The organism is Massilia sp. DJPM01, from assembly GCF_030348125.1.
GTDB lineage: Bacteria > Pseudomonadota > Gammaproteobacteria > Burkholderiales > Burkholderiaceae_D > Telluria_A > Telluria_A frigida.
This window is the reverse complement of record NZ_JAQOZV010000032.1, coordinates 53553-76063: the sequence shown is the minus strand read 5'-3', so window position 1 is coordinate 76063 and position 22511 is coordinate 53553. Positions and strand designations below refer to the sequence as shown.

21 protein-coding genes are annotated in these 22511 nt (G+C 64.6%); 6 read left to right on the top strand and 15 right to left on the bottom strand.

Annotation, left to right across the window (positions count from 1 at the left end):
• The first annotated feature begins 642 nt into the window (after positions 1-642).
• Positions 643-1266, top strand: a complete 624-nt coding sequence (locus PO883_RS20250; RefSeq protein ID WP_289311348.1) for a hypothetical protein — start codon at positions 643-645, stop codon at positions 1264-1266.
• A 52-nt stretch (positions 1267-1318) separates the two neighbouring features.
• Here PO883_RS20250 and PO883_RS20245 read toward each other — a convergent pair whose 3' ends face one another.
• Both PO883_RS20245 and PO883_RS20240 read right to left on the bottom strand, forming a co-directional pair.
• Positions 1319-2131 (bottom strand): hypothetical protein, encoded by an 813-nt coding sequence (locus tag PO883_RS20245; protein ID WP_289311347.1) that lies wholly within the window; start codon positions 2129-2131, stop codon positions 1319-1321.
• Between the two features lie 151 nt (positions 2132-2282).
• Positions 2283-3122 (bottom strand): hypothetical protein, encoded by an 840-nt coding sequence (locus PO883_RS20240; RefSeq protein WP_289311346.1) that lies wholly within the window; start codon positions 3120-3122, stop codon positions 2283-2285.
• 188 nt (positions 3123-3310) lie between these two features.
• Between PO883_RS20240 and msrA the strand changes: the two genes are divergently transcribed.
• On the top strand, positions 3311-3823 hold the full coding sequence (msrA, locus tag PO883_RS20235; RefSeq protein ID WP_289311345.1) for a peptide-methionine (S)-S-oxide reductase MsrA: 513 nt from the start codon (positions 3311-3313) through the stop codon (positions 3821-3823).
• 70 nt (positions 3824-3893) lie between these two features.
• Here msrA and PO883_RS20230 read toward each other — a convergent pair whose 3' ends face one another.
• Positions 3894-4997 carry a DUF4349 domain-containing protein gene (locus PO883_RS20230; protein ID WP_289311344.1) on the bottom strand — a complete coding sequence of 368 codons (1104 nt, stop codon included), beginning with the start codon at positions 4995-4997 and terminating at the stop codon, positions 3894-3896.
• A gap of 200 nt (positions 4998-5197) precedes the next feature.
• Positions 5198-5818 (bottom strand): hypothetical protein, encoded by a 621-nt coding sequence (locus PO883_RS20225; protein ID WP_289311343.1) that lies wholly within the window; start codon positions 5816-5818, stop codon positions 5198-5200.
• A 207-nt stretch (positions 5819-6025) separates the two neighbouring features.
• Between PO883_RS20225 and PO883_RS20220 the strand changes: the two genes are divergently transcribed.
• Positions 6026-6394: a YggL family protein gene (locus tag PO883_RS20220; protein WP_289311342.1), complete on the top strand. Its 369-nt coding sequence runs from the start codon at positions 6026-6028 to the stop codon at positions 6392-6394.
• Between the two features lie 100 nt (positions 6395-6494).
• Here the strand turns inward: PO883_RS20220 and PO883_RS20215 are convergent, their stop codons facing one another.
• The 3 genes from PO883_RS20215 to PO883_RS20205 all read right to left on the bottom strand — a co-directional run bounded on the left by PO883_RS20215 (position 6495) and on the right by PO883_RS20205 (position 10170).
• A complete protein-coding gene (locus PO883_RS20215; RefSeq protein ID WP_289311341.1) occupies positions 6495-6974 on the bottom strand; it encodes a DUF2569 domain-containing protein in 480 nt (159 codons plus the stop codon).
• A 170-nt stretch (positions 6975-7144) separates the two neighbouring features.
• On the bottom strand, positions 7145-9382 hold the full coding sequence (locus PO883_RS20210) for a hypothetical protein (protein WP_289311340.1): 2238 nt from the start codon (positions 9380-9382) through the stop codon (positions 7145-7147).
• Positions 9383-9384: 2 nt separating this feature from the next.
• Entirely contained in the window at positions 9385-10170 is a 786-nt protein-coding gene (locus tag PO883_RS20205) for a hypothetical protein (RefSeq protein WP_289311339.1), read from the bottom strand.
• Between the two features lie 169 nt (positions 10171-10339).
• Here PO883_RS20205 and PO883_RS20200 point away from each other — a divergent pair, with 169 nt between their 5' ends.
• Positions 10340-12595: a heparinase II/III family protein gene (locus PO883_RS20200; protein ID WP_289311338.1), complete on the top strand. Its 2256-nt coding sequence runs from the start codon at positions 10340-10342 to the stop codon at positions 12593-12595.
• Between the two features lie 240 nt (positions 12596-12835).
• On the opposite strand, the gene PO883_RS20195 is transcribed toward PO883_RS20200, so the two are convergent.
• Complete coding sequence (locus tag PO883_RS20195; RefSeq protein WP_167086823.1) at positions 12836-13453, bottom strand: LysE family translocator; 618 nt, start codon at positions 13451-13453, stop codon at positions 12836-12838.
• A gap of 107 nt (positions 13454-13560) precedes the next feature.
• Between PO883_RS20195 and PO883_RS20190 the strand changes: the two genes are divergently transcribed.
• The gene (locus PO883_RS20190) at positions 13561-13938 is read left to right on the top strand and encodes a carboxymuconolactone decarboxylase family protein (protein WP_289311359.1); all 378 of its coding nucleotides are present in this window, start codon (positions 13561-13563) and stop codon (positions 13936-13938) included.
• A 203-nt stretch (positions 13939-14141) separates the two neighbouring features.
• On the top strand, positions 14142-14606 hold the full coding sequence (locus tag PO883_RS20185) for a hypothetical protein (protein ID WP_289311337.1): 465 nt from the start codon (positions 14142-14144) through the stop codon (positions 14604-14606).
• Between the two features lie 53 nt (positions 14607-14659).
• Here PO883_RS20185 and PO883_RS20180 read toward each other — a convergent pair whose 3' ends face one another.
• From PO883_RS20180 to PO883_RS20150, 7 genes are all read right to left on the bottom strand, one after another.
• Positions 14660-15496: a LytR/AlgR family response regulator transcription factor gene (locus PO883_RS20180; protein WP_373890089.1), complete on the bottom strand. Its 837-nt coding sequence runs from the start codon at positions 15494-15496 to the stop codon at positions 14660-14662.
• A complete protein-coding gene (locus tag PO883_RS20175) occupies positions 15424-16590 on the bottom strand; it encodes a sensor histidine kinase (RefSeq protein WP_289311336.1) in 1167 nt (388 codons plus the stop codon). The genes PO883_RS20180 and PO883_RS20175 overlap by 73 nt, the downstream gene beginning before the upstream one ends.
• Positions 16590-18086 (bottom strand): carotenoid oxygenase family protein, encoded by a 1497-nt coding sequence (locus tag PO883_RS20170; RefSeq protein WP_289311335.1) that lies wholly within the window; start codon positions 18084-18086, stop codon positions 16590-16592. The genes PO883_RS20175 and PO883_RS20170 overlap by 1 nt, the downstream gene beginning before the upstream one ends.
• A 13-nt stretch (positions 18087-18099) precedes the next feature.
• Positions 18100-18522, bottom strand: a complete 423-nt coding sequence (locus tag PO883_RS20165; protein WP_289311334.1) for a DUF2141 domain-containing protein — start codon at positions 18520-18522, stop codon at positions 18100-18102.
• A gap of 168 nt (positions 18523-18690) precedes the next feature.
• Positions 18691-19290, bottom strand: a complete 600-nt coding sequence (locus tag PO883_RS20160; RefSeq protein WP_289311333.1) for a DUF2799 domain-containing protein — start codon at positions 19288-19290, stop codon at positions 18691-18693.
• Positions 19291-19358: 68 nt separating this feature from the next.
• Positions 19359-20849, bottom strand: a complete 1491-nt coding sequence (locus PO883_RS20155) for a DUF4832 domain-containing protein (protein WP_289311332.1) — start codon at positions 20847-20849, stop codon at positions 19359-19361.
• A 93-nt stretch (positions 20850-20942) separates the two neighbouring features.
• Positions 20943-22241 (bottom strand): NAD(P)/FAD-dependent oxidoreductase, encoded by a 1299-nt coding sequence (locus PO883_RS20150; RefSeq protein WP_289311331.1) that lies wholly within the window; start codon positions 22239-22241, stop codon positions 20943-20945.
• Between the last annotated feature and the right edge of the window lie 270 nt (positions 22242-22511).

The following is a 22511-nucleotide window of genomic DNA, read 5'->3' as shown; positions in this document are numbered from 1 at the left end:
TCCACTTCCATGCCGGGCTTGCGCATCCGGCTTCATTGGCGCCGTCGCCAGACGTCGTCATTCCATGCCACGATGGTTGGCGTCCACTCCACGATGCAGGCAGATTGCGCGATGTCAGCTCCTCATGGACATGCTGGTTGAGCTGTGTAACCATTTGTCGCAAATCGGCATCATTTGTTGCTGGAACTCAAATTCCTTATTAAGAAATTCTACTTTTTACATATAATGTTGCTGAATTAATAATCTGCGGTGTGGCGTGCAAGAAGGCTCGTTTCGTGACGCGGTATTGGATACTCTCATTACGCGCCGATGTCTCACACGCTATCCACCTGTCTTTTATTTTGCCGTTTCCATCTATCGCTGTTGATCAGGCAGCGTCCCCGCACGCTTGTGGCGTTCTGTGCATGCGTGCTGGTGGCGATCGGTGCCGGCGCCATCTTCCTGGTGATCATCGCTGCGCTCACGTCGGGGTCAAACGCACGGTGTGCTCAGGACGGGGTAGTGGACGGGCTTGGAGGCAAAACGACCGAATTGAGTCATGAAATATTTTCTTGAGTAGATTAACCCCGTTTGCCTGACGCGTCCGTTTCACTCCATACCGATGTGGAAACGTCCATCCGGGCCTCCGACTCATTCAATGAAATGAACTTCACCATGAAACCACCACGCGCGCCGCACCAGCCGATCGAACTGCACCGTATCGAGATTGCCTTGCCCTGTACCGCCTCATGGGACGCCATGACGGGCGATCACCGTGTCCGTCACTGCAAGGATTGCAACAAGAACGTCTTCAATCTCTCCGCCATGCCTGCCGTGGAAGGGGCCGCGCTCATCGCGGGCAACCTCAACGGCGATCTGTGCGTGCGGATGGACAAGCGCCAGGATGGCAGCGTCGTGTCCAGCGATTGCGGCGACAGCGTACGCGCCCCGGCGCGCCAGCCATGGCGCAGGCTGCCCGGCATTGCTGGCGCCGCGGTGCTCGCTTTGTCCGCAGCCGGCTGCTCCATTGGCGAAGCCCAGCCCGTGCCGGCAGTGCCTGCCGCCACTACGGTCAACCCTGAGCCAGTCATGACGGTTCTGATGGGGGCGCCGCCCGCTAGCGCTCCTGATCCCGCCCCTGAAGTCATTGCGCCGACGGTATCACCCGCCAAGGACGCGCGGCAGTGCGAAAAAGATGCTGTGGAACAGCAACTGATCGGCAAGCCGCAAGCGGGGCACTCGATGCCGCATGTACTGATGGATAGTAAAGGCATCTGTACGCGTTAATCGGCCAGGCGGCGAATCTCCCGCCTAAAGCATGACCAGCCCTGGGCGATTTCTACCGCATCGCTTGCTGCTGCCGCGCGATCAGTGCCCGCAGCAGGTCGAACGACAGGATCGAACTCGGATGAATCTTGTGAAACACCTTGCCATCGACATCCACGATGCTCGATGTCTCGGTCCACAAATTGGTATTGATGTTGGCGATGCGGTCGATATCGATGCTTTTCTGCCCGATCTGCAACTGGTGCGCGCTCAATGCCAGCTCGAAGGTGGGAAAGTTCATATTGCGCGACGCGACCATGCTTTTTGACTGTGCCACGCTGTCCTCAAGATAGCGGAACACCACCGGCTTTCCGGCCTGTAGCTGGTGATGCAATACCTCGCCCCGCTGCGCCACCTGCAGGCTGCGCAAGCGCTCGCTCAATTCGGCGAATTTGTGAATGCGGCTGCCGATAAACGTCCATGGCGCATTCGCCGAGGCGCGGTAGCCGATGCCGCCATAAAAGAAGGTGTACAAGTCTTCCAGCTCGCGGTACAGCGTGACATTCTCGCCATCCGGTCCACTCGCACGGATGCCATTGTCGAACAGCTGGAAAGTCGGCTGCGACGCGGCCAGCCGCCAGATAAAGAATGCAATCGCCGCCCCGAGCGCCAGCGCGCCAAATCCGACTCCGTACAGCAGCGACACGTCGCCGCTGAAGCGAAAATTCGGGCCAATACGGGTGGTCAGCCACAGCACAAAGAGTCCGACCGCGGCGAACAGCGCCGCCATGAACCATCCGACAAACAGGAAGGAGCGGCTTTTGCCATAGGTGGCGATCAGTGGACCCAGCGTTTGCGCGTCTCGTGCTTGTTCAATGTGTGTCATCGCTCGCTTTCGTCATCGATTGTGAATGTGCCTGGCCTCAGGCCAAACAGGCAACGTTGAAAATACAATCAGCCGATTCTAGCAAACATGGGCCGCACACTAGCCTCTCTGGCGCGCAAGGACACTCAGGGCGTGCGCGATGGGCGGGACATTACGGCCCGGGCTGCGGAGGTTGGACTATCTGAAGAGTGGAGAGGACAAGATGTAGCACGTCGAAGGACAGAACCGCATTCATGGACATGGTCTGAAAAACGGTACCATCCTTGGCCATGATGGTCTTTTTCCCCGTCCAGGCACTGATATGGATACCGTCGATGCGGTCGATGGCGATGCGCTTGTCTCCGATTGTCAGCTGCTGCTTGTTCAGCGTTAGCTCGGACGTCGGGGCATTCATCAACATGTTTCTCGTCAGCCAACTCGTATTCTGGAAATAGCGAAACAGCACCGTTTTTCCGTCCATCACTTGTTGAAACAAGGTCGAGGCGCGCTGGGCCATGTGCTTGCCGTGCAGTTCGCTTAAAACGGCGAGCTGGGCCGGGGAATAGCCGAGAAAAACCCACGGGGTTCGCGGCGATATGCGAAAGGCCATGGCGCGACTATTGAAGGAAAACATATCCTCGATATCGCTATACAGGGCGGTTTGTTCCCCGGCGCGATTGCGTGTACGGATACCGTGCTCGAACACATCATATGCCGGCTGCGCCGCCACCAGGCGCCGGATGAGAAGTCCCAAAACAGCGCCCACGGCTACGGCAATAAGCCCGACCGCGTACAGTGCGTACACATCCCCGGGATGGGCCGTGGCGGAGTGATTTTGCACGCTGAGCCACAATACGAATAAGCCGACGCCGAACGATAGCGCGGCCGCGAACCATATTCCGAATGCGTGTGGAAAGCCTTTGTCGTAGCTCCCGATCAGCGCCCCCAGTGCGTCCGCATCCGGCGCCGGGGCGGCTTGTGCCTGACTGGTCTGTTCCAGTTGTTGTGTCATTATTCGCTCTCGTGGTCCATCGCTGATGGCCCGTGTAGCGACCTGATACTGCATATTGATAATGTCAATCTGGATTTTACCAAACCGGGAGATTGATCGGCCGGCCGTTTTCCGCCGCTCTATTGCAATTACCCGGTCACGTCCCATCTATTGCCGATGCCGCTGAGCGGCGACAATGAAAGGCACACATGAAATCAGAACAAGCAATCCTGGCCGGCGGATGTTTTTGGGGCATGCAAGACTTGATCCGCAAGATGCCTGGCGTGACCTCGACCCGGGTCGGTTACTCGGGCGGCGATGTGCCCAACGCTACCTACCGCAATCACGGAACGCACGCGGAGGCCATCGAGATCGTGTTCGACCCCGATGTGTTGAGTTATCGGCAGTTGCTGGAATTTTTCTTCCAGATCCACGATCCCTCCACCGTCAACCGGCAGGGCAACGACACCGGGATGAGCTACCGTTCGGCCATTTTCTTCACCAGCGACGCGCAGAAGGCACGCGCGCTCGACACCATCGCGGACGTCGACGCATCCGGCATGTGGCCCGGCAAAGTTGTCACCGAACTGGCGCCCGCAGGCCCGTTCTGGGAAGCCGAACCGGAGCACCAGGACTATCTGGTGCGCAATCCGTCCGGCTATACCTGCCACTTCATCCGCAAGGACTGGCGCCTGCCACGGCGCGGCGACAACGCGGCCTGAACGTCGGCCAAGGCCGTCGTCGCCTGAGCGGGGCGCCAGCGCGCCCGCATCCCGACCGCTGCGCCAGCGTTTAATGCGGCGCGGCGGCTTTCTTCTGGCGCCGCAGGAAACGCCGCAGCACCAGGCTGCCGGCGGCGGCGATCAGCAATAGCGGCCACAGCCCGGCCAGCGCCAGGAAAAATCCCAGCGTGCTTTCCCAGCCGCCGCGCAACTGCTCGCGCAGCTGGCTGGCAAAGCCGGGACGGAACTGGCGGTACACGCTGCTCACATCCACGCGTTCACTCTCGAGCACGCGCGATGGCTGGATCAGGGTCAGGTCGATGGTGCTGAAAGCGACCCGGTCCTCGAATTCTTTTTTCGCGAGAAGGGCGGCATCGCGCGCGGCCTTGACATCATTGCGCACGGTAATCGCGTCCGTTTTTTGCCCCAGCTTGCCGCCATCACGGACGGCGTCGCCCAGCTCGCGTTGCGTTTCCTGCTCGCGCATGGCTTGCAGTTGCTGGCGCAGCAGGTCGAATTGGGCGTCGTGGGCCGCATAGGTGCGCTCGTCCAAAAACACCACATGACCGGCAATCGCGCGCAGGAACTCCTGCGTCTTGGTGCTGGGCACGCGTACGATCAGATGCCCGTGCACGGTATATTCGTTCAGCTCGATCAACTTGCCCTCGCCGGCCGGATGGCGCTGGGTACTCATGCTTTCGGTCCGGATAGCGTTCTTGACGACGAAACCGCCATGGCTGGCGACGGTGTCTTCGATGCCCAGCGCGGCCACATACACATCCTTGACGCGAAAGTGCGCGCCCGCGGTGCGGATGAACTTGCGCTCGCCGTCGGTAACGGCGCTCGTGCCCGCAGCCATTTGCTGTGCGGGGCTGGCCGTGGTGAGGGGCTTGGCCTCGGCGGCGCCCGATTTCTCGTTCTCCCCGCGCCGCTCCGCAATGCGCGCCTCAGGCGGGGGCGGGGGCGGGGGCGCTGGCGCGGCAGCCGGCGCTGCGGCACCGGCACCGGCAGCGGCAGCGGCTGCCGGCGCCGGCGCCGTGGCCGTATCGGCCATCATCATGGCGGCAGATTTTTCCGCCTGCGCCGCGATCGGTTCTTTTTTCGAACATGCCGCCGACAAGGCGAGCAGGGTGATGCAGGCGGCGGCGCGCGTCACAGGTTTCAGGTCCATCATGGCATTCCTTGCGTTTGTCGATCGAAGAACGCAGCCATCCGGCGTATCGGCGGCTGCGGCAAAAGGGACGAATGTGTTGCCCTCGTTCTTTAAACGGAGCGACGAGGAAAACGGGGTTAGACCTGCGTCAACCGTGCCGGCAGGGATGGACGGGGGGCTGGCGGCACGGGCGCCCGCGCACCGTCAGCGACAAGGGCGCTTTACGCCACCGTGCGTACGCCCGGCAATTTTTGCAGGGCGAGCTGTTGCAGCGGCTTGTCGTGCTGGTCGCAGCGCGCGCGCAGGACGGCCAGCTCAACCATTTCCGGCGGGACGGCAGGGGAGTTGAGCATGTTTTTGTACCAGAACGCGTCCAGCGAGCCGCTGCTGTGGGCGTGCATCCGCTCGTCGATTTCCATCTGCAGGCTGGTCAGGCACTGATACGGATCGACCGCCACGCCAAAATGGCGCTTCATCATAGTGCGCACCTGGACGGTCGACGGGCTGACGACCTTCTTGTCGAAAATATAGGAACCGATCACGAGCGCGGCCATCAGAAACATCGCCAGCCCGGAAAATATCTTGATTCCGCTGTGGTTGGCCTGAAATGCCATCAAGAAGAACACAAGCACCACCGGCAGCCAGACACGCATGTAGCCGCACAGGACCGACCGGCCATTCATGCCGTTGAGCTCGAACGAGGCGCCGGTCTTGCCGTCGACATAATGGCTGCTCATCGGGAACAGGGGCAGATACCACAGGTGTCCGAACACGGTTTTCACCGACGTGTCACCCACCTTGTGCACCGAGCCATAGGTGCGCTTACCCCATATAATCAACATGCTCTCTCCAATAAATGCGTCCGAGTCCGGTTCGGGCGGCCGACAAGTATGACCTGTCTGTACGTATTATTCAATGAGCAATGATGGATGTAGCAGGGCAATATCCTTTTCGGCACTTTTCTTAGGCGACAATACAACATTGTCGTGGGGTGTACCCGACAGTCGCCAGGAGTGACCTTGTGTAAACGCCAATCTCATGGCCGATGAATGATGAATGAAGGGAAAACGATGAGGCGTGCAACGCACCGCTTGAACCGGCGGCAAAGGAAGAAAAAGCATGTCGGCGAGTTTCAGGAGTTCTGCTTCGTCGTCGAGGCGCGCTTTCGCAGCTCTCCAGACTGGCCCGCACTGCACGCGATGCTGGATGAGTTCATCGACGTAGCGATCGAGGGGCAAGACCTGGTCTTCGGCGGCGGCGTCGCTGAGGCATTTCACGGAGTTGTGTCCTCCGGTGTGAGGTACGCACCGTTAGGCGAGTGCCACCGCGCTTCGGTCGGCGCCTGGCTGGAGAATCAAGCTTTGCTTGAGGACGTCATCGTCGGGCCGTTGATCGATGCCTGGACGGATTCTGACTGATTCATATATCGACCTTGCAGATGGCGCACTGCCACGCACATCGCAGCGCGCCGGCCAGGCTGCGCGGGTCGCAGGCCGGCAGGGCCGGACGCCACTCAATTTATTCCACAAACGTCTGTTCCACCCGCTCCGACACCAGCATGTACGGCACCCAGATCAGCGCCGCGAGCATCGAACGCATCAGGTCGGCGCTGGCGTCCGGGTCGAACAGCGGCTCCGTCGGCAAGATCAGGTGAATGATCATGCTCTGGCACACGATAAACAGGATCCCGGCCACTTGCAGCACGATGAACAGCATCGGAAAGCGCCGTTTTTTAGCGAAGAACAGGTAGATCAGCACCAAGGATGCCAGCAGCATCGCGCAGTTGAATGCCACTTCCGTGAACATCAGCGGCTTCCACGCCGCATTGTAGGCGCCAGAGCCGGGCGTGATCATGTCGCCCCAGTTGGCGCTATTGAACAAATTTACATACATTTCCGGAAATACAAACAACATGCGCAGCGGCGTGAACAGCACTCCCATTCCCACAATCATCAGCCAGCCATTCAATCCTTCCAGGTCTTTCTTCAGTTCGCTCACGTTCCACTTCTTTCAGTAATCAGGCACGGCGCTATCTTAGGTGATCCGCCGATAATGCCCAAAAGAAATTTCATCGTGTCGTGAGCATGCCCCTCAGGAAACGCCATGACGGCCTGTCCAACACCGGCGCCGAACTCATTTCCTGAGACGCTCACCCGGACTGTGCCGCCTCAATAATAGTATTTGGTGGCCTTGGTCCATTTACTCGTCGGATACAGCTTGTGCGTCACTTCATACGCCTCGCGCGAATAGCGGGCGCGCAACTGCTTCTCCTCGGGCACGGCCGTGCCGTACGGGCACTCCATCCGGGTCGATGCAACCAGGAAGTGCAGCGCTTTCGGCGCCTCCTCGTCCACCGGCTTGGTGCGCGCCCATTCCAGCAGGGCGGGCGCGAGGAACTCGCTGCGCAGGGGCAGGCCCAGCAGCACTGCCTGCTCCTTGGCCGCTTGCGCCGTGCGCTGCGCACCGAGGAAGCGCGGCGCCGGCATCACCACGTGCGGCGCCACCTGGGGCTGGCCGTCCGTGCCGGCGCAGCCCCAGTAGCGCGGCTGGTCGTCCTTGTCGACCACCGACGGCTGCAGCTCCGGCGTATTGACCAGGATCAGCGCGCCGGCCAGCTTGCGTTCGGTACCGCTCGCCGCCTTGCGGTAGCGCTCGTACAAATGCGCGGTGCTCTTGCGCGACTTGGCCACCGCATCGAGCAATCCGAGCGCGGTTTCCTCGTCGTTGAAGATGAGCGCGCGCGTGAGCATGGTTTCCTGCAGCTGGGGCTTCCACGCCGGCGGCAGCAGCGGGTGCTTGAGCAGCACCTTCAGTTCCGTCATCGGCAGGTGGCGCGACATGGCGATGCCGAAGTCCGCGTCGGTCTCGCTAGCATCCGCCCTGGCCGGCGCCGCATCGATGGCCTCGCCCCGCTCGATCGGATCGGGACGGCGCAGCGCCGCCTTGAGGAATTCATCCACGCTGCCTGCCGACGCCATCTTGAGTGCGAGAAAGCGGTTGGTGGTGGCCACCGACATCTGCTTGCCGTAGGCCGACAGCAGGCGATCGATGTCCTTGTCGGCGCGCTCGGCCTGCTGTTCGGCCAGCGCCAGGCGCGCCAGGTGGTATTGCAGCGTCTGGTACAGCGGATGCGTGGCCGGCACGGCGGTCGCCGCCTTGCGCTCGGCCGCCGTCAGCTCGCCGGCGCGCGCCATGCCGAGCAGCGGCGCCAGCCACAGCGGATCTCCCTGCTTGAGCCAGCTCTTGCGCAGGGCGTCGATGGCGCCGCTCCCCAGGCCGGCCTGCATGCTGGCAATCCAGGCCGTCATCGGTTCCCTGGCCGCGAGGGCGCTGTTCGGCTGCGACTCCATCACCTTGTCCATCAACACCAGATAGTCGTGCAGCATGCGCGGCGTATCGGGACCGAAGGCTTCCTTGTCGAGCGCACGCGCCAGCGCGGCCAGGCGTTCGGCCGGGTTCAGGCGCGCCTCGACCAGGGTCACCATGTGCCTGGCGGGGCCGGACGTCTTGGCCAGCGCGTCGAGTTCCTGCCTGGCCTGGGCCAGCGCCTCGACCCGTTCGCGCGCCGCCGGCTGTTTTTCACGTAGCGGGTAATCGAGCATGGCCTTGCGGATCAGCGTGCGCGCGGCCAGGTAGGGCGCCAGCGCCTGCCATGGCGACTTGGGCTGGCGCGCGATGGCCTGGAACTGGGTGCGCGCCAGATCGAAGTTGCGCGCATAGAAATTGGCGGCGGCCGTCTGGTAGGCGTGGTCGTCCTTGAGCCAGTCCGGGGCGCTGGCCGGCAGCGGCGGCGGCAGCTTGACCACGCGTTTCGGCACCGGTTCGCCGAACGCGTGCGGCGGTTCCGCGCAGTTGGAGAACACCGCGTCCTGTCCCTGCAGCCACGACTTGAACCAGGCATCGGGCTTGCCGCCCGCACCGAGGCGGGCGCGCGCGGCCATGGTGACGCCGGCCTGCCTGAACGCATCGGAATGGCAATTCAGATAGCTCTCGCTGTCGGCGGTGTCGGCGCTCGCGTCGATCTCGAGCGTGGCCGGCAGCGCCGTTTGCGCCGCGTACGGCGCGCGCGCGGCCAGCCAGGCATCGGCGCTGTTTTTCTCGGGGTCCACCCCGGCCCATTCGCTGGAATGGCCCACGTGCCAGGTATGGAGGCCCAGCGCCGCCACCTGCTCCTTGGTCAGCGGACGCCCGCGCGCGGCCTGGTACGCGAGGTAGTGATACACGCGCCAGTAACTGCTGGGCAGCACGCCCAAGTTGCCGGAGGCGAACAGCGCGGCGTTGGCGGGCTGGAATTCGGAGGCGAAGCGGTTGGTCTGGTAACCGTCGCCGCCGCTGGCGGAGGCGGACACGGCCGCCATCGACAGGAAGGCGCAAGCGAGCAGGGAACAGGTGCGGGAGAGGCGCATGGTTAGGGTCTCGATGGAATGGAGGAACGGGAAGCGCCGCGCAGCGCCTGCCAGCGGGCGGCGCTCCAGGCTTGCGGCGAAAAATAATAGTGGCGGCCTTCACGCACCGCGATCATGGGTTCATCGGTGGAAAAGCCGATCGCGGCGCCGCAGCGCGCGCGCGTAAAACCGCGCTGCTCCAGCAAGCGGGCGCGCAGGGCGTGCTGCTCGCCGCCCATGCGAAAGGCCATCGGCACCACTTCATCGGCGGCGATCTCGTGCAGCCAGTAATCGTCCAGGCACCACGAGGCCAGCGCCGTGACCGACAGCGCGATGGCGGGGTCGAGGCGGGCGCGGATGGCGCCGATGGTGCGCGCCAGGAACGGGCGCTGCGAGCGGCGCACCTCGAAGTCGAGCTGAACCACCTGGCGGTTGGCGCGCCCGGCCAGGCGCAGCAGTTCGTCGGCGATGCGCCGGCCCTGGGCTTCGGTCAGCGCCGGCGGCTGGCGCCAGGACAGGTCCACGTGCAGCACCGGCACCCGCGCCGCGCCGGGCGCGAGCAGCAGCGGCGCGGCGCGCCGGTAGACCAGCGCCTGCTCGCCCTGCAGCAGCACGGTCGAGGCGACGTAAGCCACGCCGACGCCGGCCGGCAGCCAGCGCAAGTCTTCCGGCCGTTCCCACGCCCAGACCAGCTCGGCGGGCAGGCCGGCCAGGGCCGGATGGACAGGCGGCCGGCCGCTGGCGCCGCTGTCGATGCGCAGCATCAGCAGCGCGAGAAGACAGAGGAGTAGCGTGCGTGGGCGGGGCATGGTGATCGTCATTGCATGAGGTGAATCGTATCTTAACCGAGTGCGCGCCCTTGCGAAGCGTGCAATGGTTCTAGAGGATGTATTTTAATTAATAGATATGCAAAATGACTATTTTTACAATAAGATGCCTTCGCAATTTTGCCGGTTTATCTATTTGATGGAGTGATGCATGTCCTTTTTTTTCGTACGTCCTGTGCCCTGCCTGCTGTTCTGTGCGGGCGTCATCGGCGCCCCCGCACATGCCGACTGGGCTGCCAGCACCACCCTGTCGGTGGTGCGGCCGGCGCCCGCAGGCGACCAGGTCCAGGGCCAGAATCCGCCTGGCTTTGCATGGTCGCAGAAAACGATCAACAAAAAACTCGCCTCCGGCTACGAGGTGGAAGTGACGGGGCCGGGTGGCGCGACGCAGAGTTTCAAGGTCAGCCGCAACTGGCTGCTGCCGGAAAAAATCTTCGCTCCGGGCCGCTACGGCTGGCGCGTGCGCGCCTTTGAAGACATGGAATGGACCGAGACGCGCAAGTTCAGGATCGATGCGACCGCTTCGCTGCCGTTCATTGTGCCTTCCGAAACCGACCTCTTAAAGTACATCAAGGCGCGCGGCGCCGTGCGCTCCCTGCCGCCCGAGTTGGCCGCCAGCCGCTACGTCCAGCTCCCGCCCGAACGCATCAAGCTGCGCGAGAGCCTGCAAAACGAAGTGATCAAGAACAAGACTAGCTTGCCCACGCCGTCCGACGCGACCTGGCCCGAGCGTGTCACCAACCCGCCCACGCAGGCCTATCTCGACCAGGCTGCCGTGATACGCAATGCCATCACGCCGCTGGCGCGCCAGCTGGAGTCGGCGGCGCTGCTGTGGCGCCTGTGCGGTAACGACAAGCCGGAGGTGGTCAAGGCCAACCTGGACGAAGCGATCCGGCGCGGCAACGAATTGGCCGCCCTCAGTTCCGACGGCCCCACCAGCTACCGCGAGCAGGACCAGGCCACGCGCGTCATCGCGCTTTCGCTGATCAAGGCGATTGACTTGCTGGGTCCGGCTGTTGGCAAGGCCGACAGTGACCGCTGGCTGGCGGCGGTGAAGAGCCGCGGCGCCGCCATTTACAACGATGTCCTGGGTGCCGGCAACAAGATCGACCAGTATCCCTTCAACTCGCATGGCGGCACCAATTACGGCATGCTCAGCGCCATCTCCACGCTCGCGCTTGGCCGTGTCGAGGGAGCCGAGCAGTGGTTCAGATTCAGTTTCCGGGGCTACGCCAATTCGCTGTCGCCGTGGGGCGGGGCCGATGGCGGCTTTGCCAACGGCACGGCCTACGGTGAATATTCCGAGGAAATCTTCGGGCAGCTATGGCAGCCGATTGCCGCCGCTACCGGCGTTAATTTGTTCAGCAAGCCGTGGGCCATCAACTTCGTCCAGTTCATGGCGCATTTCGATCCCCCAGGCACGCCTACCCATCTGTTCGGTGACGAGCACGAGGTCATCCCGGTGCGCCAGCGCTCCAAGTCCTACGCCCTGCAGGTGCGTTCCCCCGTTGCGGCGTGGTATGCGCAAAGTCTGGGCGAGAAGGAAAATGTGCTGGTCGGCTTGCAGGCGCCGATCAGCACCGAGCAGCCACTTACCCCGGCCGCACCGGCCGACGCGGCAGAGTATCCGAGCATTGGCTGGGTGGCCATGCACAGCAAGATGACAGACCCGCCGGAGAAGATGACCTCGGTCTACTTCAAGTCCAGCCCCTACGGCTCCTACAACCATGGTCACGCCGACCAGAACAGCCTGGTCATCAACAGCGGCGGGCGCCAATTGCTGATCGAAGCAGGCAAGGCGGACAAGTACGGCTCGGAGCAGGCTGCCGCATGGTATCGCCAGACGCGCGCGCACAACGCCATCACTTACAATGGCGGCACCGGTCAGAAGCTGGGCATTGGCGACAAGGTGGAATCGCTCGGCTGGAACGGCGCCATTTCCAATTTTCGCACCACGGCCACGCTCGACAGCGTGACCGGCACCGCCACCGCCGCCTACGACGGCGCGCTCGATTCGGCGGTGCGCCAGGTGTGGTACTTGCGCCAGAAGAACGTGGTGGTGGTGCGCGACAAATTGAGCGCGCCCGCGCAGCGCATTTTTGAATGGAATATGCATGCGCTGGGTCCGATGACTCACAGGACCGATGGCAGCGTACGGATTACCAACGATACCAGTTCGCTGTGTCTGCGTTCGCTGACGCCATCGGTCTACGCAGACTACCCGGCGCCCGCGATTGCCGCCGGGCCGCTCCAGTACCACGCCGCGTTCACTACCAAGGCGCGCGCCACCAAAGGCGAATTCGTGGTGGTGCTCGACATCGGCTGCAAAGGCAACGTCGCGGTCCTGGGCGGTACCGCGGCCGAGCCGGTCGTGACGATCGACGGCCAGCCACTGCGTTTGTACTAAGCGCCGCGCGCGCTGCCGGCTCCGTGCGTCATCGAACGGAGCCGGCCCTTCCAGCGGCGGCAAGCGCCGCTGTGTCGTCTCATGCCCCCCCCGCCGGAGCTGGCCAAGCGCCGGGTGGCGCTGGAAGCCCGCATCGCACCGTCGGGGTGGCGGCCAGCGGCACGGCCGCCGACCGGGCGCTGAGATCGCTCTCGCACGGACCGCCGCCGGCGAGCGTTTGCACGGCGCGCTTTTGGGTTGTTAGCGGCGCGCCGCCAGCAAGCCCGCACCGGCGCCGGCCAGCAGCACCGCGCAGCTGCGGTTGAACATGCGCTGTCCACGCGGCTGGGCAAACCAGCGGCGCAGATGCACGCCCATGTAGGCGTAGGCGGCAATCGCCAGCAGTTCGAGCAGCAGGAACAGCATGCCCAGCACGGCGAACTGCGGCGCGGATGCTTCGGCGGGGCTGACGAATTGCGGCAGGAAGGCGGTGAAAATCAGGATTGCCTTGGGATTGCCGGCAGCGACCAGGAACTCCTGGCGTGCAAGGCCGAACAGGCCGGCGGCGGGCGACTGCGTGGCTTCCTGCGCCGCCGCTGGCGCGCGCCACAGTTGTATGGCCAGGTAAAACAGATAGGCCGCGCCGCCGATTTTGATCGCGTGGAACAGCAGTTCGGACGTGTGCAGGATCACCGCCAGGCCGGCGCAAGCGAGGCACAGCATCCCCGCGAATGCCACCAGCCTGCCTACGCCCGCAGCGCAGGACTGGCGAAAGCCGTAGCGTGTCGCGTTGCTCAGCGAGAGCAGGTTGTTGGGACCGGGCGCCATGTTCAGTGCAAAGCAGGCGGGAACGAACAGGGTCAGCGTAGCGGTATCCATGCGATCTCCCAGGTTAACAATACCGAAAAGGTATCACAGAAACGGTATTGGACCGTCGCAGCGCGCGGCCCTACAGTGGCGTCATCAACCACCCCAAGGAGTACACGATGGAGCAAGAACGTTACATGCGCGGCTGGGCCAAGCTGAAGGAAATCGATGGCGAGCAGGGCGAACGCGTGATCGCCAGCCTGGCCGGCATTGCGCCCGATTTCGGCCGGCTGCTGATCGAATTCGGCTTCGGCGATATCTATTCGCGTCCGGGCCTGGACCTGCGCTCGCGTGAGATCGCCACGATCGCCGCCCTGTGCGCGCTCGGCACGGCGGCGCCGCAGCTGCGCGTGCATCTCCATGGTGCGCTCAATGTCGGCTGTAGCCGCGAGGAGATCGTCGAGGTGATGATGCAAATGGCCTTGTACGCCGGCTTTCCCGCTGCCCTCAACGGCTTGTTCGCGGCCAAGGAAGTCTTCGCCGAGCGCGGCGCGTGACGCCTGTTTCATGTCCTGGACGATGGTGTAGCTGAAACGCATGAAGCATGCACGACAGCCAGGGAAACAAGCGCCATCCGCTGTGCAAGGTGTTACGAACAGCAGGGGCTGAGGGGCGACCGTCCCTGCCTGGTTCTCGCGCGGCGCCTGCTTCATGGCATGAAGTAGTTGCTCCAGAGTTTGATTAAACCTATAGTGGCTGGATGCATAATCCCTACCAATCCCCGACAAGCTCCGCAACGGAAGTCATCCAGCCACCCATCAAGCGACCGTTATCCGTTTGGCTACTTCTGCTCGTCCTGGGCGTGATGATAATCGCGCTCGCCATCGGTAGCGCACGTTCCATCTGGTTCATGGCCGCTTATCCGGACGTGATGCCTCCCCGCGTTGTGGTTAACACGGCCTTGTTCCTCGCCCTGGTGCTGTTCGGGGCCGCTGCGCTTGTTGGCATTGCGCGTCGGCGGCAGTGGGGGCGCTGGCTCGGCCTACTCGTCATGGTTGCATTGACGGCCGCGATGTTTCTCATGCCCGATACGACGCACTACGACAATGCCGCCCAACGAAGCGGCGGTCTTTTCGGCCGCACCATTCTCATGCCATCGCTGATGCTGTTGTGGGCCTACCGATTCGGCTTCTCGCGCAAGGCAAAACGCTATTTTGCGGATTGACCGGAGCAGGAGCGCCGTCAGCGCTGGACGCCTGCCGTCTCCACACCACAGGCCTACATCTGCTTGAACTGCTCGGCGTAATTGCGGCTGACAGTGAGCTGTTCGCGCCGTTCCTTGAGCTTGACCACGAGGCGGCCGCGAAAATCGGTGTGGGTGCCGGCCACCGACTTGGCGGCGACGATCACGCTGCGGTGAATTTGCCAGAAGCGCGCCTCGTCGAGCTGCTCGCGCAGTTTGCTCAGCGGCGTGCGGATCAGGCATTCGCCTTCCTGCAAAAACACGCTGGTGTATTTGTCGTTGCTCTGGAAGTAAATCACTTCATCGATGGCGATCAGGCGCGTCTCGTCGCCATGCGCGGCGCGTATCCATTGCAGCGGCGTGGCCACCGGCGCGGCAGGCAGCGGCGCGGCCAGCTGCTGCAGCAGGGCACGCAGGGCATCGGGCGCCACCGCCGGCGCGGGCGCCGCAGCGCGCAGTGCCAGTTGGAGCTTGGCGACCGTCTTGGCCAGCCGCTCCGGCGTGGTCGGCTTGAGCAGGTAGTCGAGCGCCGCATGCTCAAAAGCGTCGACCGCATACTCGTGATGGGCGGTGACGAACACGATGTGCGGCGCCTTGCCATCCGTCGCCAGCCGCTCCGCCAGCGAGAGGCCATTCAGGCCGGGCATCTGGATGTCGAGGAAGACCACGTCCGGCGCCAGTTCGTCGATCAGGCGCAGCGCTTCGATGCCGTTGCCGGCTTTGCCGACGATGCGCAGCTGCGGCCACACGGCGGCCAGCTGGGTTTGCAGGTAGTCGAGCAGGTGCGGTTCATCGTCCGCTAGGAGGGCGCTTGGATGGTCGATGGCAGTGTGTCTTTCAGGGGCAGCAGCAGGCGCACGGTGATCCCGCACGGCTCATTTTCGAGCAATTGTACCTGAGCGCCGGGGCCATACACACTGCGCAGGCGCGAACGCAGGTTGGACAGCCCGACCCCGCCGCCCGGTTTGGGCGGGGCATTGCCCAGTCCCGCGCCGCTGTCGCTCACTTCGATGCACAGCTGCCCTTCGCGGCAGCTCGCGCGGATGACGATCGCGCCGCCCTCGACCTTCGGTTCGAGTCCGTGCGCCACGGCGTTTTCGACCACCGGCTGCAGCAGCATGGGCGGCATGGGGATCTCGCGGCAGCCGTCGGCCTCGATACGGTACGACAGGCGCGCGCCCATGCGCACCGCTAGCACGTCGAGGTAGGCGGCCACCAGGTCGAGTTCCGCGCCCAGGGTGGCCTGGTCGGCGCGGCTGGCGGCCAGGCTGGCGCGCAGGTAGTCGATGAAACGTTCCAGCATGTGGCGCGCCTGGGCGGGATGGGTGTCGATCAGGCCGACCACATTGGCCAGGGTGTTGTACAAAAAATGCGGCTCGATCTGGGCCTGCAGCGCGCGCAGGCGGGCTTCCGCCAGCAGCTGGGCGGCGCTGGCGATCTGTTCGCGCTGGCGCGCGGCCAGGGTCTCGCTGGCGATGCGGCGCTCGCCGCTGACCAGCACAATGGCCATGATCAGGGCGGCGAACAGGGTAAACGGCAGCAGCGGCGCCAGGCTCGCGCCGCCGCTCAGGTAGTGGAGCGGATTGATGCCCCTGAGCAGGCCGTTGCCGGTGAGGAGGCCGGCGACCACGCACAGGCCGACCGTGCCGAGGAAGTACAGCGCGCGCGGCAGCCCGCTCAGGCGCGACGGCCAGCCGCGCAGCAGATAGTCGCCGCCGCAGAGGACTGCGTGAATCAGGTAGCCGATCAGGTTCGAGATCAGCAGCGTCGGCCCGAAAAACACCAGGAAGCCGCGGCTGTCGCTGGTGAACATCACGTTCGCCGCCGTCAGGAACAGGGCGATCAGGAGGTTCCAGATGCCGGTATAGAGCACGTCGCGCCACGGCGAACAGGGCCAGCGCCGGAACAGCGGGATCATGTCGAGCGGGTGCGACGAGGTGTGCGGCGGAGATGGGATTGCGTTCATCAAGCCGCCAGAAAATTACCGTGGAAGCAGTGCGGCGCGCGGTAGGGCAGGCGCGCCAGCGCCACCGGGCCGGCCTTGACGCGGGCGGCGTCGAACACCGTCATCACGGTGTGCCCGCGCTTGGTGTCCTGCGCCACGCCGACCAGGTAGCCGTCGGTTTCCGAGCGGGCGTTGGCGCGCGGGACCAGCACGTGTTCTTCCACTTGCCAGCCGGCGTCGAAGCGGTAGCTGTCGGCCTTGCCCGTGTCGGTGCCGACCAGATTGACGGTGTCGAGGAAGATGTCGGCATTGCGCGACGAGCTGCTCAACAGCGCAAGCTGGCGGTGGCGGCGTGATACCACCTGCGGCATCACGCGCGGGAATTCGCTGGCGCCGAACAGGCGCGCGGTGCTGGCCTGGCCGCTCGCGTAATCGAGCGTGACCTGGGCCGCGAAGCCGCGCGTGGGCGAATTCTGCTGGCGCTCGCCGCGCATCACGCGGCCCACTTCGGCCAGCGCATCGCCTTCGTGCAGCACCACGTCGAAGCGGGTGGTGGCGCCGTCGTCGAAGGCGTTCCCGAAGTGGAAAACCATATGCGGCGGCATCTCGAACACCTGGCGGATCGCCATGCTCTCCTTGGACACCAGCACCACCCGCAACGGCCGCGCATGGGCGCCGCTGCCGGCCCAGTGGTGCTGTTCGGCGAAGCTCTGGTCGTCGGCCTTGATCACGTCATACGGTGGAATCAGGAAGATCAGGTGCTGCTCGCTGAGCGCGAAGTCGTGCACCATGGCCAGTTGCGGCACGCTGACCATGGCCGTCTTGAGCACCTGGCCATCGGCGCCGATGCGGTACAGGGCCAGGCCGTTGCCGCCGGGGAGGGCGCCGAAATTCCACATGCCGCCGTTTGGGTCGATCTTGGGGTGGGCCGAAAACGGCATCGACTTCATGTCCTCGTTCCAGGTCTTGATGCCGACCGTGGCCAGGGTCTGCGCATCGACCTCGGTGGCCGAACCGCCTTCCCACAGGGCGTACAGGCGGCCATTGAAGGGCAGCAGGTTGGTATTGGCCGCGTTCATGGTGTCGTTGGTCTTGATGCCGCGCCGGCCGACATAGGTGCCGAAGGATGGGTAAAGGAACTTGCCGGCGGCGTTTTCCTCGGTGAAGCGCTCGGTGTCGACGAATTTGCCGATGTGGCTCACCTTTCCATCGCCGATCTGCCAGCGCTGGGCGAAGCCGTCACCGTCGAACCAGTGGTGATGGCGCTCGCCGCCCAGTTCAAAACGTCCCGGCCCGTTGCGGAAAAAGACCCCGTTCAGGTCCGACGGAATGCGCCCCGTGATGCGCGCCGCGCCGGACTGCTGGCCCACGGTGTTGGCGTACACCGCCAGCGTGGGGTCGCGTTCGAGCGCCGCGTGGAAGCGCTGGAAGGTGGCGCCATCGGCCATGGCGCTGCCGGGAACGAGGCTTGCGGCGGCCAGGCTGGCGGCGGAAGTGAGGAAGGTGCGGCGTTGCATGGCGGTCTCCGGCTTAGTGTTTCAGGCTGACGGTGGCATTCAGGCCGGCCGCTGGAATAGTGAACATGGCGTCGTCGAATTTGGGCGGGCCCATTCTGCCGAGGGCGTTATTACTGAATGCGTAGTCCTCGGTCGGCATGCCCATCATGTTGGCATCCATTTTGCCATTGCCGTTGGCATCGTGGTAGATGGCGAAGGCGTAGGGGCCGGCCGCCAGATCCTTGACGATGACGGTGGTGCTGCCTTTGGCGGCTTTTGCGCCGGCGCTGCCGACGCTCGTCTTGAGGAAGCCGCCGGCCGAGTTATACAGGGCCACCATGACCGTGCCGTCGTCGCTGCGCACGTCGTCGATGCGGATGGTGAGGTCGGCGGCGCCGGCCAGGGAGGCTGTCAGCAGGGCGGCGGTGCAGAAGGCGGTGGCGAGCAGGTGGCGCATGGTGTTCTCCGGTGGGGTTGTGGTGTCGATGAGGTGACTGTATCGACCAGCCAGCGGAGCGGGGAAGGCATGCGACGAAATGCGGGGAAACGGCGCGAAATGCAGCGGGGCGGCGCGAAATGCGGCGCGCCGGGCGGGATGGCAGCCCGGCGCCGCGCGCGGTGATGCTTAGCGCAGCGTGTCGAGCGTATATTCGGCGGAACGCAGGGCGTCGCGGGCGCTTTGCAGCGAGCGGTCGATGTCGCGCAATTCGTTGCGCAGCTGGCGGCGGCGCTCGTCGAACTCCCTGCGAATGCGCTTGCGCTCGTCGTCCTTGTCGGTGGCCGCGAGTTGCTTCGATTCGTCATTGTCGGCGTCGCGCAGTTTGCGTTGCAAACGGTCGCTGCGGCTATCGAGCCCGCTGATCTCGCTGCGCAAGGTGTACACGGCGAATCCGGCTTGATGGCGGCGGCGGAACTCGAAGTCGATCGGCGCCGGGCAGACTCCCGCGTACGCGGTGCCGTTCAGGCCGAGCGGCGCGGCATTTTCCAACCGGCAAAAGCTGCGCAAGCCCCGTTCCCGGCCGGCGATATAGCTGGCCGAATCGACGCTGGTACCGGCCCTGGAGCACGCCTTGGCGCGCTCTTCAAGCAGGTAGATGGGTTTTCCGGCCGTGCCGTCGCGCAGGCCGATATCGTTCCAGTTGGCCGATTTGCATTCGTCCGGCGTCATCGTCTCGCAGCCCGACAGGAGCATCCCCACCAATAGTGCGGCCAATGGCCCAATCATGCTCTTTATCATCATTGCCCTCGCAAGTTTGTCGCTCGAAACCGATGCTACCATGGGGCCGCCGCATTTTATCGGCTGCGCAGGTTGCGCAAGGTCAGGCCGCCGTCGGCGTCGCGTTCAGCCAGCACCCATGCCAGGGGGCGGCGCTGCTGGCCATCGGCCGGGCGGGCGTCGCGCGCGACCAGGCGCAGCGCATAGCTGCCCGCCGCCAGCACCGGCACCCGCCAGCTCGACTGCACCGACGTGGTGACGCCGCCGCCCGCCAGGCTGTTCAAGGCCACCGGCACGGTGGCCGACCAGCGCGCCACGCCGCCGGCGTCGACCATCTCCAGCCTGACGTTCCACGGCTCGTAAGTCGGCGCGTTGCCGCTGTTGCGGAAGGTGGCCGCCAGGGTCAGCTGGCCATCGCCCGTCAGGCTGACCCACGTGCTGTCGACGCTGTAGCGGTAGCCTGCCTCGCGGCCCAGCATCAGCAGGTCGTGCCGTTCCGCCTCGCTGAGCGAGAGCCAGCGTTGATTGTCCGGCTTGGACAGGGCGAAATTCGCGTTGCCCACCGAGGAGATGTGAAATTCGCTGGCCTGGGCACGCGCCGTCGCCGGGCCGGCCTGGCCGCTCTCGAACGGGCAGAATTCGGCGACGAAGGGCGCCTTGCGCCATTGGCCGGAGAACAGGCGCCAGTCGTCCGCGTGGTCGGTCCATTGCCTGAAATAGCCCGCCTGGGCCAGGCAATCGGCGCGCAGGCCCACCGGTTTGCTGGTGATGGTCTGTTCCAGCAGGGCGTAGCGCAGCGCGTCGCGGTTCGCGTACGGGATGAACATGACGAATTGGCGGGTGGGGAAGGCCTCGAAATGCATCTGCGCGAGCGCGCGCCGGGTGTCCGTGCTGGCTTCCTCGATGCCGGCCGGGCGGTTGGCATAGACGCTCTTGCGCATCGCCCATTCGCCGTACTGGCCATACAGGCCGACATCGATCCAGGCGATGCTGGCGCCGTTGCCGGAGGCGGCAATCGCTTGCGCCAGCGCCTGCAGCAGCGCGCGCGAACGCGCCAGCACGAAAGGATCGTTCCAGTCCGGCACCCAGGTCTTGCCGGATGCGGCGCCGGAATCGGCCCAGAAGCCGCAGCCGTGCAGGCAGGACGGGTTGCCGGCCAGGTAGGCCGGGGCATACAGCTGGCCGTCGTCGTAGCCGGCCATCATGCGCAGGCGGAAGGCATACTTGCGGCCCTGCTCGCGCGCGGCCTTCAGGTCGGCCAGGATGGCGCCGAAAGTGTACTGGCCCTGCACGCTTTCCAGGTCGCGCCAGTGGTAGCGGCGGAAGGCGTCGAGGGCGGGCGCCGCCTGCGGCACCAGTTCCTGGTTTTGCCAGCGGTGGTAGCCGCGCATGGGGTTGACGGTGTCGTCGCTGTCCAGCGCAATGGTGTTGTAGGTGCGCGACGCCGAGACGGTCTCCCAGCCGCCCGCGTGGGCCGGACCGGCGGCGACGGCGGCGACGAGGGCGCAGGCGAGGGTGCAGGCGAGCAGCCGGCGCGCCGGCAGGCCCAGGGGCGGTAGAAGCGGCATGGCGATCTCCTTTGTCCGTGCAGGTCAATGATATTGAACACCAGGCCCGACTATAAACCCAGGCGGCGGGCGCCTGCAATCGCCACGCGCGCCCTAATGCAGCTTGACCGCCGGCGAGAGCTTTTCGCGGATCCAGTCCGCCACGGTTTGCGCCGACATCCGCACCACCCCGTGCAGCGCCATCTGGTGCTTGCGGTACATCAGCGCATACAACAACCTGGCCAGCGCGCCGCCCACCGCATATTTGCGCCCGCCGGCCGTGCGTGTGAGCACGCCGACCGCCGCCAGTGGCCCGAGCGATACCAGCGAGCCGTAGTCGCGGTAGGCAAACGGGGTCTTGAGCGGCGCCGCCTGTCCCAGCACCTGCGCCAGGTACATGGCCTGCTGGTGCGCAGCCTGCGCGCGCGGCGGGACCTTGCCCATGATCGGGCACACGAAATTGGCGCAGTCGCCGATCGCATACACGTCCGGATCGTCCAGCGCCTGCAGCGAGGGCTCCACCGCGATCTGGCGCAGGCGGTTGGTGCTCAGTCCCAGCGTGGCGCACAGCGGCGGCGCTTCCACCCCCGCCGCCCACAGGGTGATCGCGGACGGATACACGCAGCCCTGCGTGTCGAGCACCGCGCCGGCATCGACGCGCGCCACGGCGGTGTCAAGCAGCACCTTGATGCCGAGCGCGCGCAGATGGCGCGCGGCGCGCTTGGACAGGCGCGGATGCAGATGCGGCAGCAGCAGCGAACCGCGCTCCAGGATGCGGATGCGCACGTGGCGCACCGGGTCGAGCGCATGCACATTGTATTTGGCCAGCGTGCGCGCGCTGTGGCTCAATTCGGCCGCCAGCTCCACGCCGGTGGCGCCGCCGCCGACGATCACGATGTCGATGCCGGGATTGTGCTGGCCGCCGGCGGCCTGGCGCGCGCTGGCCTGGATGCAGCCGTCCACGAAGCGCTGGCGGAACGTTTCGGCCTGCGCCACGTCGTCCAGGGTCAGCACGTGCTGCTCGGCTCCGGGCACGCCGAAAAAGTTGGTGACCGATCCGAGCGCCAGCACCAGCTTGTCGTAGCCGATCGAGCGCGCGGGCAGCACTTCGGCGCCGTCATCGGCGATCCAAGGCGCCAGCGACACGCGCCGCGCCGCGCGGTCCACGCCCAGCACTTCGCCGCGGGCGAACTCGAAGCCGTGTTCGGACGCCTGCGCCGCGTAGTCGATCGCCATCACCTGGGGATCGTGCTTGCCCGAGGCGACCGTGTGCAGCAGGGGCTTCCAGAAATGCGTGGGCCAGCGGTCGACCAGCACGACGCGTGCGCGGCCTGCCTTGCCGGCGCTGTTGCCAAGCCGGGTGGCCAGTTCCAGTCCTCCGGCGCCGCCGCCGACGATGACGATGGTTTCCATGGTGTCTCCTCCTGTAGGTGTCGCGATGTGAAAGGGCGTTAACCGGATGTCAATATATCGGCGCACGCAACAAAAGAAAAATCAGACATTCATGGATATTCATAAGCCAAAACTAATACGTATGCATGTGCAGCCGGCATGAGGGGTATCAAGGACAGGGGCTGAAAGTACCTCCTGGCGCTACGTTTAAGAGCGTCGTCCGGTACGCCCGAGGATTGCATGGTGCGACTTTGGAAAGGTTGCGACACTCCGGTCCGTTGTTTCAATATC

What these genes read in the sequence shown, in the direction of transcription:
- PO883_RS20250 (WP_289311348.1), top strand. Translation starts at nt 643, where the DNA reads ATGAACTTCACCATGAAACCACCACGCGCGCCGCACCAGCCGATCGAA.
- PO883_RS20245 (WP_289311347.1), bottom strand. Translation starts at nt 2,131, where the DNA reads ATGACACACATTGAACAAGCACGAGACGCGCAAACGCTGGGTCCACTG.
- PO883_RS20240 (WP_289311346.1), bottom strand. Translation starts at nt 3,122, where the DNA reads ATGACACAACAACTGGAACAGACCAGTCAGGCACAAGCCGCCCCGGCG.
- msrA (WP_289311345.1), top strand. Translation starts at nt 3,311, where the DNA reads ATGAAATCAGAACAAGCAATCCTGGCCGGCGGATGTTTTTGGGGCATG.
- PO883_RS20230 (WP_289311344.1), bottom strand. Translation starts at nt 4,997, where the DNA reads ATGATGGACCTGAAACCTGTGACGCGCGCCGCCGCCTGCATCACCCTG.
- PO883_RS20225 (WP_289311343.1), bottom strand. Translation starts at nt 5,818, where the DNA reads ATGTTGATTATATGGGGTAAGCGCACCTATGGCTCGGTGCACAAGGTG.
- PO883_RS20220 (WP_289311342.1), top strand. Translation starts at nt 6,026, where the DNA reads ATGATGAATGAAGGGAAAACGATGAGGCGTGCAACGCACCGCTTGAAC.
- PO883_RS20210 (WP_289311340.1), bottom strand. Translation starts at nt 9,382, where the DNA reads ATGCGCCTCTCCCGCACCTGTTCCCTGCTCGCTTGCGCCTTCCTGTCG.
- PO883_RS20205 (WP_289311339.1), bottom strand. Translation starts at nt 10,170, where the DNA reads ATGCCCCGCCCACGCACGCTACTCCTCTGTCTTCTCGCGCTGCTGATG.
- PO883_RS20200 (WP_289311338.1), top strand. Translation starts at nt 10,340, where the DNA reads ATGTCCTTTTTTTTCGTACGTCCTGTGCCCTGCCTGCTGTTCTGTGCG.
- PO883_RS20195 (WP_167086823.1), bottom strand. Translation starts at nt 13,453, where the DNA reads ATGGATACCGCTACGCTGACCCTGTTCGTTCCCGCCTGCTTTGCACTG.
- PO883_RS20190 (WP_289311359.1), top strand. Translation starts at nt 13,561, where the DNA reads ATGGAGCAAGAACGTTACATGCGCGGCTGGGCCAAGCTGAAGGAAATC.
- PO883_RS20185 (WP_289311337.1), top strand. Translation starts at nt 14,142, where the DNA reads ATGCATAATCCCTACCAATCCCCGACAAGCTCCGCAACGGAAGTCATC.
- PO883_RS20175 (WP_289311336.1), bottom strand. Translation starts at nt 16,590, where the DNA reads ATGAACGCAATCCCATCTCCGCCGCACACCTCGTCGCACCCGCTCGAC.
- PO883_RS20170 (WP_289311335.1), bottom strand. Translation starts at nt 18,086, where the DNA reads ATGCAACGCCGCACCTTCCTCACTTCCGCCGCCAGCCTGGCCGCCGCA.
- PO883_RS20165 (WP_289311334.1), bottom strand. Translation starts at nt 18,522, where the DNA reads ATGCGCCACCTGCTCGCCACCGCCTTCTGCACCGCCGCCCTGCTGACA.
- PO883_RS20160 (WP_289311333.1), bottom strand. Translation starts at nt 19,290, where the DNA reads ATGATTGGGCCATTGGCCGCACTATTGGTGGGGATGCTCCTGTCGGGC.
- PO883_RS20155 (WP_289311332.1), bottom strand. Translation starts at nt 20,849, where the DNA reads ATGCCGCTTCTACCGCCCCTGGGCCTGCCGGCGCGCCGGCTGCTCGCC.
- PO883_RS20150 (WP_289311331.1), bottom strand. Translation starts at nt 22,241, where the DNA reads ATGGAAACCATCGTCATCGTCGGCGGCGGCGCCGGAGGACTGGAACTG.